This is a genomic window from Ginsengibacter sp. (assembly GCF_057362405.1).
Map to the genome: position 1 here is coordinate 21318 of NZ_JBMQQG010000078.1, position 16097 is coordinate 37414.

Below are 16097 nucleotides of genomic sequence, written 5' to 3' on the forward strand. Positions count from 1 at the left end.
CATGCTTAACGCCATTATCATTGAAGACGAAAGACCAGCCATGGAAGTGCTGGTAAAAAAATTGTCGGAGGTATCAACACCCGTAAATATACAGGCGAGGCTGAATTCTGTGAAAGAAAGTATTGAATATATTTCAGCACATAATGAAGCCGATATTATATTCAGCGATGTTCAGTTAGCAGATGGGTTATCTTTCGACATATTCAGGCAAACCGGTGTTCACTCGCCTGTAATTTTTATTACAGGCTACGATGATTATATGATGATGGCCTTTGAGAATAACGGTATCGACTACCTGCTAAAACCGGTTGATACCTGTGATCTTGAAAAGGCTCTGCTGAAATACAATAAGCTTCAGGAACATTTTTCCAATACCAGCGCAATAGTACCTGTTGAGAACCTGTTGAAATTTATTAACCAGCACAGGAAGACCAGGTTACTTGTAAAAAAAGGACTGGAAAATATTGCCCTGCGGCTTGAAGATGTCGCTTTGATATATACGCAGAACAAGCTGGTATATGTAATTGATAATTTTTCTAAGAAATATATTTCCGATAAAACATTAAGCGAGCTGGAAGAAGAACTCGACGATACGACTTTCTTCCGGGTTAACCGCCAGTACATTGTTAATATCAATTATGTGAAAAGTTTTAAAGCGTTCGAGAAGGTAAAATTGCTTATCGATATTACTATACCTGAAATAAATCATTCCATTGTTATAAGCCAGGAAACCGCGCCGGCATTCAGGAAATGGATGCATGATGCGTAAGATGTTCCATAAGGAAATTCCGCGAAATTAGTTAGTATGAGTATGCAGCTGTTGTTACTATTAAACGATGACTCTGTCTCTTTGTAATCCGAAAAGGCGGCCGAATTAAACGTGTATGACGTTATTCATATCCTGGCAATTCTTTCTTAACTACGTTTAACCTTTGAGGTTATAATCTTAAACTTGTGCATCAAAGAAATTTCATCCCATCAATATGGTGTTTCGCATTTTGCATTTCCAGTTTTAGTCACATCCTTTAATCCCAAACAGTATTTGTTACGTTAGTTGCATTTTAACAAATGCAAACAATATTTTTTTTTCAGAAATAAATCTACATGTCTCATTATAAAAATTTCATGCTTCGGTAATTAAGCTTTTAAGTTTTGACACATATTAACAAATATTGTTGCCTTCTGGTTACTTCATTTATCAAAACTTAAAAAATATCAATGAAAAAATTTCTAATCTTTTTTATAACGCTGATGCTTGGCGGAGTACTGGCATCTGCGCAAAGCCATGTAGTTACCGGCAAAGTGGTTGATGACAAAGGCAGCCCGGTTAGCGGAGCTTCGGTTATTATCAAAGGTACGCCTAAGGGCTTGCCTGCTAATGGGGAAGGAGTTTTCTCCATACAAGCAAAACCCAGTGATGTGCTGGTAATCACGGCGGCCAACTACGGTAAGAGCGAAGTTAAGGTGGGTAATCAAAGTAAAGTGGAAATAACCTTGAAACCGGCCACTGGTGTAATGGAAGAGGTTGTTGTAACAGCCTTGGGGCAAACAAGCAAAAAAGCTAAACTAGGTTATGCCACTACCACTTTTACCAGTGAAGCTATCAATCGCACAGCAAATGTAAATGCGTTTGATGGGCTGGCAGGTAAGGTACCTGGCGCCGAAATATCTAATACCGGCGGACCAGGATCATCTACCAAAATAATTATGAGAGGATATGGAGTATTAACAGAAGGTGGCAACCAGCCCCTTTATGTTATAGATGGTGTTCCGCTGTTGGACGCACGATTAAATTCCGGGTCTAATGTATTGGCGGGAGCCAACAACGTTGGAACAGTTGGTTTAACAGGGCAGAATGATTTTGGTAATGGCGCTAACGATATTAACCCTAACGATATTGAAAGCATAACTGTTTTAAAAGGAACAGCTGCTTCTTCATTGTATGGCTCTGCGGCAAGAAACGGCGCCATCATGATAACCACTAAAAGAGGTAAGGCTGGTAAAATAAGTATTGATTACGCCGGTTCTGCCAATTTTAGCAGGGTTGGCAAGCTTCCTACTTTGGAAAAAACTTTCGGGCAGGGATGGAATGCGACCTTTGTATTAGGTGAAAATGGCAGCTGGGGTCCAAGGCTGGACGGAGTTGTCCGGCCATGGGGGTCTATTGTAGACAATTCGCAACTCATAAAACCCTTTTCATTTATTGAGGATAACATCCGCAAGTTTTACACTACAGGGCTCGAATTGAACAATACAATAGCTGTTTCCGGGGGAAATGACAGATCAACATTTTATTTCTCTTATGGTAACATAGAAAGTGATGGTGTTATCCCAACCAAGTCTGATTACCTTGGCCGCAATAATTTATCGCTCAGAACTAATAATAAGTTTAAGAATTTTTCAATAAATACTTCTTTTAATTATGTAAACCGGAAGGTTAACCAACCGGCAACCGGGCAGGGAAGCACTGCGGGATCAACCATATTCCAGGATATTTTACAAATACCAGTAGACATACCAATTCATGATTTCAGGGATTACACTAATAAATTCTTCGATGTAAATAGTTACTTCACCCCTTATGCCGAGAACCCTTACTACGGTTTACATAATAACAGCAACAGTCTTTCTGCAGACAGGTTCTTTGCAAATCTTGATATGAGTTATCAAATCACTTCGTCACTGGCGGCTCAACTTCGTGTAGGCGGCGACGTTGAAAATTCGAAAGGACATGCCTATAACGCAAAAAATGCTCCGGATCCGGGAAGTTGGGATGCAGGAGGAAATACAGAAGGAGCACCCAGAACAGCTGATGTTGGTTCTGTAATTGAGAGCAATAGTTATGTAGGAAGTATTAATGGCGATTTTATTTTGAAATACAATAAGGACATCGGCAATAATTTTAACCTGGATGTACTTGCGGGTGTAAATTATAACCAGGCGGATACAAAAAATGGATTTGCAGCAATTACTAATTTATTGATTCCGGGCTTTTATAATCTTTCCAACTCAACCAAACAACCAACAACTGCCAGCGCAACCAGCAGGACAAGGCTGATAGGTGTATATAGCCAGGCGACCCTGGGATACAAAAGCCAGCTTTACTTAACGCTTAATGCCCGTAATGACTGGTCTTCTACATTGCCAATAAACAGCAATCACTTCTTTTACCCCGGTGGTGATTTAGCGTGGATAGCCTCAAATAGCTTTAACTTAAAAAGTTCTCCAATTTCCTATTTGAAATTTAGAGCAGGATATGGCAAGACGGGTACCACCGCTCCTGTCTATTCAGTTTACCCGGTTTTAGTTGCGGGTTCAGTTCCGCTGCCATTTGGAAATGTCGCATTTCCATTTAATGGCGTGAGTTCTTTCAGAATTCAAAATACTCTCGCCAATTCAAATCTCAAAGGTGTCATTACAACAGAAACCGAAGTAGGCATGGATATTAGATTTTTCAATAACAGGATCGGGTTAGACGTATCGCTTTATGATAAATCTGCAGATGGCCAGATTCTGAATGTGCCGATTTCCCCGGGTTCTGGTTATAGCGCTCTTACCGAAAACATCGGACTCATTGATAATAAGGGTATAGAGCTTTCTTTGGACATAAAACCAGTGTCTACGAAAAATGTAACCTGGTCATTTAATTACAATTATACCAAAAATGTAAACAAGGTTGAGCATTTGACAAATGGCCTTACGAAGGTTACCATATTCGGAATTAACGGAGGTGCGGAACTCGATGCGGTTCCCGGTAAGACGGCTACCGGTATATATGCATTTGGACCACAAATGACTGCCGATGGAAAAGTAATTGTTAGTCCTACCTCAGGCAAACCATTGCCTACAGCTAACCGGATATATTATGGCAATGCAGAAAACGATTTTGCTATGGGATTTTCAAATACTTTAAAGTTTAAAGAATGGCAAATCAATTTCTCACTCGATTACCGTGATGGAGGCAAGTTCTACAGCAAAACTGCAGAACAATTGTTATTCACCGGGGGTGCAGTCCCAACCACCTATAACGATCGCCGCCCATTTATTTATCCTAACTCAGTTATTCAAAGTGGCCTGGACGCCAGTGGCAAACCAATATATGTTGAAAATACAATACCAATAACCGAAAATAATATACAGGATTTTTTCCCTGAAGGAAACAACCCTGCACTTGCTTTTCGCAACGATATTCTTGACCGGTCATTCCTGAAACTGAGAGACGTTTCCTTATCCTATGTGCTTAATGAAAAAATTGCTTCAAGAATTAAAATGCATAATCTATCCCTTACGGTTTATGCCAGGAACCTGTTACTGTGGACTCCCGCATCGAACCTCTATATAGACCCTGAAGCATCCAATTGGGGCAATGATCTCAGCAGCCAGTTGGGCGAATTTGAAACGGCTCCTCTTTCCAAGCAGTTTGGTGTCGCTTTAAAAGCAAATTTTTAAAAACTAATTATTATTAAAATGAAATTATTTAAAAATAAAAAAATCATTGCAACCGCTATTGTAAGTTCCCTGCTTATAATTACCGGCGAAGGTTGTAAGAAGACGCTGGATATAAATCACGACCCCAATAATCCGGGGTTGGAAGTTGGTACGCCAAAAATAGTTTTTCCCATCGCCGTAATGGGAGTGGCTGCGGAAGAGGGCGGCGACCTGGCGATAATAGGCGGTTTGTGGGGAGAATATATAACCCAGGGCGCCACATCAAATCAGTACAAAAATGTTGACCAGTTTGACATGAAGACGACTGATTATAACAGGCAATACACGCAGTTATTTACTTATGGCTTAAAAAATATACAATTTGTAATCGACAAAGCTAACGAAGCGCAGGACTGGAACTTTTATCTAATGGGAAATGTAGTGAAAGCATACGCAACCGGGCTATTGGTTGATATGTACGATCAGATCCCCTATACGGAGGCGTTGCAGGGCTTGGGAAACCTCACTCCCAAATTTGACGATGGGTATTCAATTTACAAATCTCTAATTGCCGGTATTGATTCTGCGTTGAGTAAAGATTTCAGCGCCAGAACTGCAATTGATTTAAGAGAAACAGGCGAGGGGAATATTGACCTTTTGTTTGGAGGCGACATAGAAAAATGGAAAGCATTTGCAAACACGGTAGAACTAAAACTTTATCTCCGTATGGTTAATGCAAAACCTGCCGAAGCACAGGCGGGCATCGAAGCCCTTTACGCAAGAAATGCTCAATTTTTGCAAGAGGATGCAGTGGTTACCGGGTTTAGCGATAATCCAAGTCTCTCTAATCCACTATACGAACAGAATGTTCGCCAGCTCAATTTTCCAAATAACCTGGTAGCTAGTAAAACTTTTGTCAGTTACCTGGAAGCTCATAACGATCCAAGAATAAATTACTTTTTCGGCGCCAATCCTACACCTCTTGACCAGGGGGACTTTACCAATACTTCTCAAGCTGCATTATCAGCTACAGTATTTAAAGAGAGCCCAACTGACCCTGTAGTTTTTTTGTCGGCTGCAGAATCTTATTTCATGCAGGCTGAAGCAAGAGAGCGCTATTTTGCCGGAAGCGGTGCCAAAGCATTATATGACGCAGGCGTTCTTGCCTCATTTAGAGATGTAGGCGAAGATGGCAGTTCGTTTATTGCTTCAGGAGGCGAATACGAGTATCCGTCAGGTTCATTCAGTCAAAACCTGGAAGCCATTATAGTTCAAAAATGGGCATCTTTCGCTTATGGTGTGCATTTTATAGAAGCCTGGTTTGAAAGAAACAGAACGGGTTTCCCAAGAACCAGCCCTGTGTATTCAAACGATCCGTCTTACGTTACGGGGCATGCAGGCGAGTTTGTTGTTCCAACGAATTCAGTGTTAGGGAATCAATTCCCCAAAAGACTTGTATTTCCTGATGCGGAAATATCAACCAATCCCAATACACCAACACTGGTTCCCATTACCACGCCCGTTTGGTGGGGAAAATAATTTTTAAATAAAACTAATTAAGATGAAAAATAAATATTTATTTCTATTGATTACCTCGGTTGCGATGTTGGTTTCGTGTAGTAAAGATAAAATCATTAACACGCATGACAGGGTAGGAATTTCAAAGGTTACTTACTATCCGATTGTAACCCTGGCTGGCGATCTAATAATCCCAATACCCAAAGGAGGAACTTATACAGAACCGGGTGTTAAAGCCGAAGCAGGGGGAACAGTAGTGCCAGTTACAACTACCGGTAACGTCGACACAAACACGGATGGCATTTATAGAATAACCTATTCAGCAACCAATAGTGATGGATTTAGTGCCAGTGCTTCAAGAACGGTTGTCGTGTACAGTACTGACGCAAGTGCCTCTTCTCACGATTTATCCGGGACGTACGTGAGAGGAGCAACCGGTGAGTCCTGCATCTGGACGAAAATCGCACCCGGCGTTTACAAGGTCGCCAATCCAGGCGGCGCGTCTGTCGGGCGAAATTTGATTGTTGTATTAATTAATCCTAGCGGCTATACGATTACGGTTCCTGATCAAATAGCAAGTGACGGAAGCGAATCAAGCACGTCTAACGAGAAATATGATTTTACTGCAAACCCGGTGACTTATTCCTGGAAATTCTTCAACCCCATCTATGGTACCGGTTTGAGAACTTTTGTGAAACAATAAAATTCAAAAAATTTTTAATTGAAGAAAATGAAAAAAATAACTTTAGTATTAGCAATAGTGGTATTAATATTTTCATTGAATTCGTGTCAGAAGGTCAAAGACGCTGGTGCAACTTCTGCGGTAAAAGTTGCCAACGAATGGTGGGTGACCCTTACCTTAAATGGAGACGATATCTATGGCATAGGGCATTTTAAAATAGCGACGTATAACACTGCAGCTAATGATGGAACCATTTGGATTGATGATTATGGAAACGGATGGAATGTTAAATTTAAATCGCAGGTGGATTATAAAACATTGACATTCTCCGCAAATAATGCGCAGAATGAATATTACAATATCACCGTAAATCAAACTGATGGAAAAATACTTCCTAAGGCCGGTCATTCCAAATCCGGCAACGTAGCCGATAGCATTCACATGAAAGTTGAGTTTTCTGATGATCCCGGAACTTTTTATGAGATGAAAGGGGTTGAGAGAACAAGGTTTCCCGAAGATGATTATTAAGAATTTTTATTTGTAGTAAGGATAGGTAAATAAGGTTACATTATTTGTGGCCTTATTTCATTTATCATAATGCTCAAATAATTTAATAATAAATTGCGATTTACTTCTACGTTCACCACTAAAATGGTTCCATGAAAAGCGTTTATTTTATCTTAATTTTTTTAATGCCGGTTTGTCTCGCGGTGGAAGCTCAGCAAAACGGCCCTTTAATTTCAACGGCAGACACATTCTATACAAAGCAGGACTGGCAGGCTGCAGCAAAGGCTTATGAGAATGCTTTTGCTCAAGGAGAAACTCAAACGGCTCTTTCAACAAACCGGCTTGGTTTTTCTTATCTCAACATGGGACGGTATGACCTTGCTATTAAAAATTTTGAGCTCTCATTAACTAAAAAACCAACGCCTGCCGGTGAACCAATTATCCGTTCGAGACTTGCGAGAGCGTATGCTGCAAATAAGGAAAAAGATAAAGCCCTGGAGCAATTAGACAGTGCTATTGTTCACGGATACTCGAACATTCCTGAACTTGATTCAGCGAAGGAATACAATAACATAAGGGAAGATGCAAAATTTAAAAACCTGGTTTTAAAAGCCACTGATAAACTATATCCCTGTTTACATAATGCACATGCCCGTGAGTTTGACTTCTGGATCGGTGACTGGGATGTGTATCCCACCGGCGGCAATCAAATTGTGGGATCCAGTAAAATTGAAATGGAAGCGGGGGGTTGTTTTATTCTTGAAAACTGGACGGCAATTGGTTATCCTAACACCGGTAAGAGTATGAATTTTGTTGATCCAAAGACCAATAAGTGGAAACAGGTTTGGGTTGGCTCCGGGGGCGCCGTAACGGAATATATCAATGGCGTGTATAAAGATAGCGTGATGGAATTTGAATCTTCATCAACTAACGCACAGGGTAACACGAAAATCAGGTTCAGGTTTTTTAACCAGGGACCAGACCAGGTTCGACAGTTCCAGGAATATTCAATGGATGATGGTAAAACCTGGAATGTCTCTTACGATCTTACATATAAGAGGAAGAAAAAATGAATCAATTTCCATCAACCCAAATTAAAAATTGCGGCAACACATGGCTCCACGAATTGTAGTCATGAGTGCCTGCGGCAACTTCAGTATAGTTGATATCACCCGGTGGGCAAACATTTTTGTTTTTAATTAAGTCAATCAAATCTTTAGTGTCATCGATTACGTCAATAATACCATCCTTATCACGGTCTGCAGTTTCTTCTTTTCCTCCCACATAAAACCAATATTTTAAATGCGGTCGTTTTCTCGACGATCTTATTTTGTTTATGACGAGCCTATCTTTATCATCGGAATAGGTGGCATCGTTTGCATCTTTATCGCGGTACCAAAAAGAACCTGAGAATACACCAACCTTATCAATTTTATCAGCATGGTCCCACGCAACGTCAAATGCGGAAAGGCCACCCAAAGAACATCCTGCAATAGTTATCGAATTAAATTTTCTTACACCTGCTCTCTTTTTTATAAAAGGAATTAATTCGTCGTCGATAAATGCTGCATACTTTTCGGCGGCAGTCCCGTTGTTCTGATAATCCGGGTAACCGGCAACTCCATATTCCTGCATTCTGTCGAAAGCATTAACAGCAACTATTAATAACGGCTGCAGTAGTTTCTTTCTGTTGAGACTATCTACAATTTCCTTTATCCGCAATTGACCAATGTCTTGTCCATCGTTTAGCAAGAGAAGGTTAAACGAATTTTTATCCCTGGGAACCGGTGTACTGAGGATGGTAAGATCAATATGTTTTTGAAGGTGACGTGAATAAACTGAATCCTTTGCCTCTTTTATTTTGTGATGGCAGGACGTAAATGCGCCAATAAAAAAAAGTGATGTTAAAAATTGATGTAAATATTGTTTGATTTGCATTTGCTAATGTATTAAAATTTGGTTTAAAAATTATAAACCTTACATTTGCAATCCAAAATCGAGAAGTAGAATAAGATCGCGGAGTTGGACAAAACATCTAAAACAATAAAAAGTATTAAAAGATATATCGCGAAGTAGAGCAGCGGTAGCTCGTCGGGCTCATAACCCGAAGGTCGGAGGTTCGAACCCTCCCTTCGCAACAAGACCGTATCAATAAAATGATGCGGTTTTTTCAATTAAGATGTTTACTGTTTATATTTTATATTCTGAAAAGCATAATAAAACCTATACCGGTATGACATCTGATCTCGAAGAACGATTTAAATCGCATAATGAACTGGGGACAAAAGGTTGGACTAAAAACTTTCGGCCTTGGGTAATTATCCATACCGAAGAGTATATCAATAAATCAGATTCGTTAAAAAGAGAAAAGTATTTAAAAAGTGGGGTAGGAAGGGAGTTTATTGCATCTTTAATTACAAATAAAAAATAGGGACTTATACCCGCGAAGGGCGGATTCGCCGCGGCGAACTCCCTTCGCAACAAAGTCCCGGAATGCCGGGATTTTTTATTTTAAAGGGAATATTAATTAGTAAGTCTCATACGAAAGGTTGAAGATCCGTGAGGTGAACTATGTTTTCTTTGCGTTTTCATCGCGACCTTTGCGATACTCAATTGCGGTAATTTATGAAATCAGGCTTTGTAAATATTTTTGGTAAACCCAATGCTGGTAAAAGCACACTGCTTAATGCCTTAATGGGAGAGAAGCTTGCAATTGTGTCACCGAAAGTTCAAACTACCAGGCATCGTATTAAGGGGATACTAACAGACGCAAAGTATCAAATAATTTTTTCGGATACCCCCGGTATCATCGAGCCCAAATACAAATTACACGAGAAGATGATGAAGGCTGTTAAGGATAGCCTCGAAGATGCGGATGTAGCGCTGCTGATTGTTGATATTAGAGATGACTTAGCAGAAGCCGATACGATATTTTCTTCTCTTTCATTGAGAGTGCCCTCCTTAGTAGTGCTCAATAAAATTGATGTTGCTGATAAAAGAAGGCTTGAGGAAGTAACCGCTTTTTTTTCTGATAAAAAATACTGCAAAAAGATAGTTGCCATTTCGGCGCTTAAGAAAGTCGGGGTTAAAGAATTACTGGACGAAATTATTTTGTTGTTACCGGAAGGAGAACCATTTTACCAGGATGATAATTTGAGCGATCTCCCAATGAAATTTTTTGTTGGCGAAATAATCAGGGAGAAAATATTTTATTTATACCAGGATGAAATTCCTTATCATGCAACGGTACTTGTGCAGGAGTTTAAGGAGAAGACAACACTTACAAAAATAGCTGCTGATATTATTTTGCAAAGAGAAACGCAGAAAGGAATTGTGTTGGGCGAAGGTGGTAAAATGATTAAAGAATTGGGAACGCAGGCCAGGAAGGATATAGAGGCATTTATCGGGAATAAAGTTTTTTTGGAACTGTTCGTAAAAGTGCGGCCAAAGTGGAGAGATAATGAAATACAGTTGAAGGAATATGGGTACTAGCAATGTAATGTGTACGGTGTACGATGTTGGATGTACGATGTTCGAACACTTCAATTAACTTGAAAACTATGTATTCCATCGCACTTCGTACATATAATAATTTAATTTCGTGACATATTAAGCACAGACATGAATTCATTTGGAAGAATATTCAGGATGACCATTTTTGGAGAATCACACGGCAGTTTCGTTGGCGTTAATATAGACGGTTGTCCTGCCGGGATAACAATGACAGCAAGAGATTTTACAGAAGATATTGAAAGGCGTAAGCCCGGGGCAAAAGGTACGACGCCACGTAAAGAAGATGACATTCCGGAATTTATAACCGGCGTTTTTGACGGTAAAACAACCGGGGCGCCTCTCACTATTTTATTTAAGAATAGTAACACGCGTAGTGGTGATTATGAAAAGCAAAAAGCTGTACCAAGGCCCGGCCATGCCGACTTTGTGGCGCATAAAAAATTTAACGGATTTGAAGATTACCGGGGTGGCGGCCATTTCAGCGGAAGACTAACAGTAGCCATAGTCGCTGCAGGCGTTGTTGCCAAAAGAGTTATAGCGTCCCTTTCACCCGAGAATAAAATTGGCATCCATTCAACTATTCTTGAGATAGGAGGGGAAAAGGATATTGAAAAAGGCTTGCAAAAAGCAATTGATGAAAAAGATTCTGTTGGAGGAATTGTGGAGTGTCGCGTAAGTAATCTACCGATTGGATTAGGAGAGCCTTTTTTTGATTCAGCAGAATCTGTGTTAAGTCATGCAGTGTTCTCTATTCCAGCCGTAAAGGGAATAGAATTTGGCGCCGGTTTTGCAGCTGCAAAAATGTTTGGAAGCCAACATAACGATGCGCTCATAAACGCCGATGGAACAACTGCAACGAACAATGCAGGTGGTATTTTAGGTGGAATTACCAATGGCAATGAATTGGTATTTCGCATTGTCGTAAAGCCCACTTCTTCAACTCCGAAAGAGCAACAAACATTAAATACAGAAACCGGCGAGGTTGAACCATTTTCAGTAAAAGGCCGTCACGATCTTTGTATTGCTCTGAGAGTTCCAGTTGTATTGGAAGCAGTAACAGCGATGGTCATTGCAGATCTGATGATGGTTGTGAAGACGTAACAAGTTAAGAATACATAGGGCAATTCATAACTAATAAATCGTAACGCATAACTAATAAGCTACAGGTGCACATCTTCAATAAAGAAAAATTCAGTAGGCTCATTTCCCGACAAATTGATAGCAAGAATATCAAATTGAATTCGTTTCCATTCGGGATATATAAGTAGAAATTCTTCCGAGGCATTAATAAGGTTGGTAACTTTCTTTTTCGTCACATCATCTTCAGGATATCCAAATTTTTTTGTTCTTCTTGTTTTTACTTCTATAAAATGCAATATGCCTTTCATAGATGCAATTATGTCGACCTCCCAATGGCTGTGTCTCCAGTTTTTGTGGAGGATCACAAATCCATTTTTTGATAAATATTCTGATGCCATTTGTTCCCCGAGCTTGCCGGTAGAATTGTGGTGCGCCATGTTACAATTTATAAAATTTAAACATAGGCATAACTTTTAAAAAATTTGAACTTTTCAAAAGATTAAACGAGTTCTGCCAATATTTTGTTGATAAAGCCACCCTGTAAAAAAATTAATATTGCTTACTTTTGCCCAAACAGTAATAGTTATGAAAATATCAAGGCAGGTTCTCATTAGTCTTCTCCTTTTAATTGTAATTGCATCTTTATATAGAATCATGCCGGGAAGGCCTTATGGTTTTGCGCCGCAACTGGCTATGGCAATTTTTGGCGGAGCGATTATAAAAGATAAAAAACTTGCGTTTATCCTTCCGCTTTTGTCGATGTTCATTTCAGATGCCTTCTACGAAGTTTTATACAGGAATGGAGTTGGTAACATAAGTGGTTTTTACGAAGGCCAACTGACGAACTATATTTTATTTGGCCTGATGACTTTCTTCGGGTTCTTTATTAAAAATTTCAATATTGGCAAAATTGCTCTTGCTTCAGTAGCTGCTCCAACGGCTTATTTTTTCCTCTCCAATTCTATGGTGTGGATGAGCAATTCACCTTTAGCTGGATTGGGAAGGCCCAAAACTTTTAACGGGCTTATTTTAACACTAGGTGATGGGTTGCCTTTCTATGCGTGGAGCATCGCGGCAACTTTAATTTTTTCTGCTGTGTTATTTGGAAGCTATTTTCTTATTGCGCAACGTTCTTTGCATTCTCTTGCGAATCCTGTAAAGGAGTAAAATAACAACTGCGGATTTTCGTTATTTTTTTTCTTCATATCCCGCATCAATTAAGAGATGATTGCCATCTGCCGCTTCTGTTGCGAGTACGTCGCACCGGTTGTTGTAAATATTTTCTGCGTGGCCTTTTACCCATTTAAAATTGATGGTATGATTTTGCGAAAGATCATCGTAGCGTTCCCATAAGTCGCGGTTCTTTATATTGCCTTTAAAATTTGTCCTGATCCATTTTTTTAGCCAGCCTTCCATAACCGCTTTTACAACATAGCTGCTGTCTGAGTAAATTACAAGGTTCAAATTGTTTTTTTTCATTGCTTCGAGTGCCGCAATAACGGCCATAAGTTCCATTCGGTTGTTAGTTGTCAGCCGATAACCCTGCGACAATTCTTTTTTGTGGCTGCCCCACAGCAACACAACTCCGTAGCCGCCTTTGCCGGGGTTTCCCCGCGAAGCGCCGTCAGTATAAACTTTTACAATGCCGGGTTGTTCATTCATTTTAGGTATATCTTTTAAAGCGAATTTCAGTATGAGCCTGCCAGATGTATTATTAGAAAGATGATCTGCGGCACTTAGCAGCACAAAAAGCTACAATTAAATATTATACTTTTGTTTTTCATCAACTACCAATCAATTAATTAGTGCCCTGCACTTTTATAGGCCACCGAATCAATGCCTATACCTGAGGCATTCCCGTTTGATCCACCGTTAGTAACATAATAGCGAAAACCAAATCTTGATCTTTGTGCAACATCAAGTCCTGTAACAGTTATTTCGAATCGTGTCCATTGAGATGGATATGCGAATACATCAGGATGAAGGATACTGCTGTATATAAGATTTGGATTTATGTAGAGTAATACTTTTGAAAAACTTCCATAACCAGTTCCTTGCCCTACATCGACGCTATCATTTGAAGGATTCATTCTCACTTGTAAACTATTGCCAAAATCCGTAGTATCACTCACTCCATCGAAAAGCTGCCAGGCTCTTGTATAAAAAATGATCTTATCACCATTTTGCATAATTATTGATGGCGAAATCAGCCAGTTGCTGATCGTTCCCTGTTGCGCTGAAGTAGACAGATAATCAGCACCAATAAACCCCGCATAATTACCTTTATTGGAATAAGCGTTAAAAAATGGAGGAATGCGTCCACCGTTTTTCCAAACGCCGCTACCTTTCGGAAGACTTGTATTTATCAATTGCCACCCCCTCGCCACTGCGGCGGAAGATGTATCGAATTCTTCGACAAATGATTGATCCACTACCGGTGGAATTTTTGCAAGATAACCAGCGTCTTTACAGGAATATAAAATCAGTAAAATCGAACTTAGAGCAGCAAGAAATTTTGTTTCAATTAAGAATCTCATGTACGTGTTTCCTGGTTAATCCCGGTAATTAATGGCTTGAAGTGAAATTAATATTTTTTTCAGGACTTGCGGGGAATAGTTTTACACTAATTTAAAAAATCGTGACGCGGTTTACACCTGGAAAACACCAGTCTTAAAAGCACTTATTTCTGCGTTGTTATTTGCCGCACTTAGATTTTCTGAAATGATATTCCTGGTTTCCAATGGATCGATTATTGCGTCTACCCATAATCGTGATGCAGCGTAAAAAGGAGTGGTTTGCTGCGTATATCTGTTCGTCATTTCCAAAAGAAGCGTTTCCTCGTTTTCCTTTGTTATTTCCTTTCCTTTTGCTTTTAGTGATGCTACCTCAATTTGTAATAATGTTTTTGCCGCCTGCTCACCTCCCATGACAGCAATTTTTGCCGATGGCCAGGCGTAAATGAATCTAGGTTCGTAGGCCTTACCGCACATGGCGTAATTGCCCGCTCCGTAAGAGTTTCCAAGTACGATGGTTATTTTGGGAACTACTGAGTTGGCCACTGCATTAACCATTTTCGCACCATCTTTAATAATGCCGCTTTGTTCGCTTCTGCTTCCAACCATAAAGCCTGTAACATCCTGCAAAAAAATCAATGGAATTTTCTTTTGATTACAATTCATAATAAATCTTGCGGCCTTATCGGCACTATCGTTATAGATAACGCCGCCCATTTGTAATTCGCCTTTTTTGTTTTTAATATTCAACCGTTGGTTCGCCACTATCCCTACCGCCCAACCATCGATCCTGGCATATCCACACAAAATCGTTTTTCCGTAACCTTCTTTAAATTGTTCGAAGGAGCTTTTAGTTTCAGAACCACTTTTTGGCGAATTATTAGAAAATTCAGCATCAACTATTCTTTCAATAATTTCCAGCATATCATATGGCTTTGTATTTCCTTCTGGAAAAAAGCCATAAATTTCTTTAGGATCTTTTGCGGGTTGTAATGCAGCAATCCGGTTGAATCCGGCTTTTGGAAAGTGTCCGATCTTACTAATTATTTTTTTTACTTCGTCCAGGCATGCTTCTTCTGTTTCAAATTTATAATCAGCAATGCCGCTAATTTCAGTGTGTGTTACCGCTCCACCTAAGGTTTCGCTATCGACGTTTTCGCCTATGGCGGCTTTTACAAGATAAGGGCCTGCTAAAAAAATTGAACCATTCCCCTCGACCATTAAAGTTTCGTCACTCATTATAGGAAGATAAGCTCCGCCGGCAACACAAGGGCCCATTACTGCCGCAATTTGGGTGATACCCATTGCACTTATTTTTGCATTATTACGAAAGATGCGACCGAAATGCTCTTTATCGGGGAAGATCTCATCCTGCATCGGAAGAAAAACACCGGCACTGTCAACAAGATAAATTACCGGTAAATTGTTTTCCATCGCTATCTCCTGCATGCGAAGATTCTTTTTGCCAGTAATCGGAAACCAGGCGCCGGCTTTTACCGTTTGATCATTAGCGATAATAACACATTGCCTGCCGCCTACATAGCCAATACCGGCGACAGTACCGCCTGCAGGGCATCCGCCGTATTCTTCATACATTCCGTAACCAGCAAACACACCAATTTCTATAAATGGTTTTTTTTCATCAAGCAGGTACTGCAAACGTTCTCTCGCTGTTAACTTATTTCGTTCTTTTTGCTTTGCGATTGCTTTTTTGCCGCCACCTTCTTCAATTTTGCTAACTAAATTTTTAATGTGGCTTAATGCAAGCTTCATTACATCCTCGTTCCGGTTAAAATCTATATTCATATTAACTCAATGTATGTCAAAACTAAAACTTTAAATCTTAGTTTATACGA

General features: G+C 39.8%; 15 protein-coding genes and 1 tRNA gene. 11 read left to right on the forward strand and 5 right to left on the reverse strand.

Annotated elements, in window-relative coordinates:
• Position 1: 1 nt before the first annotated feature.
• The 6 genes from ACO1O5_RS06830 to ACO1O5_RS06855 all read left to right on the forward strand — a co-directional run bounded on the left by ACO1O5_RS06830 (position 2) and on the right by ACO1O5_RS06855 (position 8208).
• Positions 2-769, forward strand: a complete 768-nt coding sequence (locus tag ACO1O5_RS06830) for a LytR/AlgR family response regulator transcription factor (protein WP_486269090.1) — start codon at positions 2-4, stop codon at positions 767-769.
• A 449-nt stretch (positions 770-1218) separates the two neighbouring features.
• Positions 1219-4449, forward strand: a complete 3231-nt coding sequence (locus ACO1O5_RS06835) for a SusC/RagA family TonB-linked outer membrane protein (protein WP_486269091.1) — start codon at positions 1219-1221, stop codon at positions 4447-4449.
• 18 nt (positions 4450-4467) lie between these two features.
• Positions 4468-5967 (forward strand): SusD/RagB family nutrient-binding outer membrane lipoprotein, encoded by a 1500-nt coding sequence (locus ACO1O5_RS06840; RefSeq protein ID WP_486269092.1) that lies wholly within the window; start codon positions 4468-4470, stop codon positions 5965-5967.
• Positions 5968-5989: 22 nt separating this feature from the next.
• Entirely contained in the window at positions 5990-6649 is a 660-nt protein-coding gene (locus ACO1O5_RS06845; RefSeq protein ID WP_486269093.1) for a DUF5011 domain-containing protein, read from the forward strand.
• 27 nt (positions 6650-6676) lie between these two features.
• Positions 6677-7156, forward strand: coding sequence for a lipid-binding protein (locus tag ACO1O5_RS06850; RefSeq protein WP_486269094.1), 480 nt, complete (start codon positions 6677-6679; stop codon positions 7154-7156).
• A gap of 131 nt (positions 7157-7287) precedes the next feature.
• Entirely contained in the window at positions 7288-8208 is a 921-nt protein-coding gene (locus ACO1O5_RS06855) for a tetratricopeptide repeat protein (protein WP_486269095.1), read from the forward strand.
• Position 8209: 1 nt separating this feature from the next.
• Here ACO1O5_RS06855 and ACO1O5_RS06860 read toward each other — a convergent pair whose 3' ends face one another.
• Positions 8210-9073: an alpha/beta hydrolase gene (locus tag ACO1O5_RS06860; protein WP_486269096.1), complete on the reverse strand. Its 864-nt coding sequence runs from the start codon at positions 9071-9073 to the stop codon at positions 8210-8212.
• Positions 9074-9201: 128 nt separating this feature from the next.
• Between ACO1O5_RS06860 and ACO1O5_RS06865 the strand changes: the two genes are divergently transcribed.
• The 4 genes from ACO1O5_RS06865 (at position 9202) to ACO1O5_RS06880 (ending at position 11749) form a co-directional block, all read left to right on the forward strand.
• Positions 9202-9273, forward strand: a tRNA-Met gene (locus ACO1O5_RS06865).
• Positions 9274-9314: 41 nt separating this feature from the next.
• Positions 9315-9566 (forward strand): GIY-YIG nuclease family protein, encoded by a 252-nt coding sequence (locus tag ACO1O5_RS06870; RefSeq protein ID WP_486269097.1) that lies wholly within the window; start codon positions 9315-9317, stop codon positions 9564-9566.
• 194 nt (positions 9567-9760) lie between these two features.
• A complete protein-coding gene (gene era, locus ACO1O5_RS06875) occupies positions 9761-10627 on the forward strand; it encodes a GTPase Era (RefSeq protein WP_486269098.1) in 867 nt (288 codons plus the stop codon).
• 129 nt (positions 10628-10756) lie between these two features.
• Positions 10757-11749, forward strand: a complete 993-nt coding sequence (locus ACO1O5_RS06880; RefSeq protein ID WP_486269099.1) for a chorismate synthase — start codon at positions 10757-10759, stop codon at positions 11747-11749.
• A gap of 59 nt (positions 11750-11808) precedes the next feature.
• On the opposite strand, the gene ACO1O5_RS06885 is transcribed toward ACO1O5_RS06880, so the two are convergent.
• On the reverse strand, positions 11809-12165 hold the full coding sequence (locus ACO1O5_RS06885; protein WP_486269100.1) for a YraN family protein: 357 nt from the start codon (positions 12163-12165) through the stop codon (positions 11809-11811).
• A gap of 148 nt (positions 12166-12313) precedes the next feature.
• Between ACO1O5_RS06885 and ACO1O5_RS06890 the strand changes: the two genes are divergently transcribed.
• Entirely contained in the window at positions 12314-12895 is a 582-nt protein-coding gene (locus ACO1O5_RS06890; protein WP_486269101.1) for a DUF6580 family putative transport protein, read from the forward strand.
• A 21-nt stretch (positions 12896-12916) separates the two neighbouring features.
• On the opposite strand, the gene rnhA is transcribed toward ACO1O5_RS06890, so the two are convergent.
• The 3 genes from rnhA to ACO1O5_RS06905 form a co-directional block, all read right to left on the reverse strand.
• Positions 12917-13390, reverse strand: coding sequence for a ribonuclease HI (gene rnhA, locus ACO1O5_RS06895; protein ID WP_486269102.1), 474 nt, complete (start codon positions 13388-13390; stop codon positions 12917-12919).
• 140 nt (positions 13391-13530) lie between these two features.
• The gene (locus ACO1O5_RS06900; RefSeq protein WP_486269103.1) at positions 13531-14265 is read right to left on the reverse strand and encodes a choice-of-anchor J domain-containing protein; all 735 of its coding nucleotides are present in this window, start codon (positions 14263-14265) and stop codon (positions 13531-13533) included.
• Between the two features lie 111 nt (positions 14266-14376).
• Entirely contained in the window at positions 14377-16047 is a 1671-nt protein-coding gene (locus ACO1O5_RS06905; protein WP_486269104.1) for an acyl-CoA carboxylase subunit beta, read from the reverse strand.
• Positions 16048-16097: the final 50 nt, after the last annotated feature.

Coding starts and splice junctions, on each gene's coding strand:
- ACO1O5_RS06855 (WP_486269095.1), top strand. CDS start 7,288: ATGAAAAGCGTTTATTTTATCTTAATTTTTTTAATGCCGGTTTGTCTC.
- rnhA (WP_486269102.1), bottom strand. CDS start 13,390: ATGAATGAACAACCCGGCATTGTAAAAGTTTATACTGACGGCGCTTCG.
- ACO1O5_RS06905 (WP_486269104.1), bottom strand. CDS start 16,047: ATGAATATAGATTTTAACCGGAACGAGGATGTAATGAAGCTTGCATTA.
- ACO1O5_RS06835 (WP_486269091.1), top strand. CDS start 1,219: ATGAAAAAATTTCTAATCTTTTTTATAACGCTGATGCTTGGCGGAGTA.
- ACO1O5_RS06880 (WP_486269099.1), top strand. CDS start 10,757: ATGAATTCATTTGGAAGAATATTCAGGATGACCATTTTTGGAGAATCA.
- ACO1O5_RS06890 (WP_486269101.1), top strand. CDS start 12,314: ATGAAAATATCAAGGCAGGTTCTCATTAGTCTTCTCCTTTTAATTGTA.
- ACO1O5_RS06840 (WP_486269092.1), top strand. CDS start 4,468: ATGAAATTATTTAAAAATAAAAAAATCATTGCAACCGCTATTGTAAGT.
- ACO1O5_RS06885 (WP_486269100.1), bottom strand. CDS start 12,165: ATGGCGCACCACAATTCTACCGGCAAGCTCGGGGAACAAATGGCATCA.
- ACO1O5_RS06870 (WP_486269097.1), top strand. CDS start 9,315: ATGTTTACTGTTTATATTTTATATTCTGAAAAGCATAATAAAACCTAT.
- era (WP_486269098.1), top strand. CDS start 9,761: ATGAAATCAGGCTTTGTAAATATTTTTGGTAAACCCAATGCTGGTAAA.
- ACO1O5_RS06845 (WP_486269093.1), top strand. CDS start 5,990: ATGAAAAATAAATATTTATTTCTATTGATTACCTCGGTTGCGATGTTG.
- ACO1O5_RS06830 (WP_486269090.1), top strand. CDS start 2: ATGCTTAACGCCATTATCATTGAAGACGAAAGACCAGCCATGGAAGTG.
- ACO1O5_RS06900 (WP_486269103.1), bottom strand. CDS start 14,265: ATGAGATTCTTAATTGAAACAAAATTTCTTGCTGCTCTAAGTTCGATT.
- ACO1O5_RS06860 (WP_486269096.1), bottom strand. CDS start 9,073: ATGCAAATCAAACAATATTTACATCAATTTTTAACATCACTTTTTTTT.
- ACO1O5_RS06850 (WP_486269094.1), top strand. CDS start 6,677: ATGAAAAAAATAACTTTAGTATTAGCAATAGTGGTATTAATATTTTCA.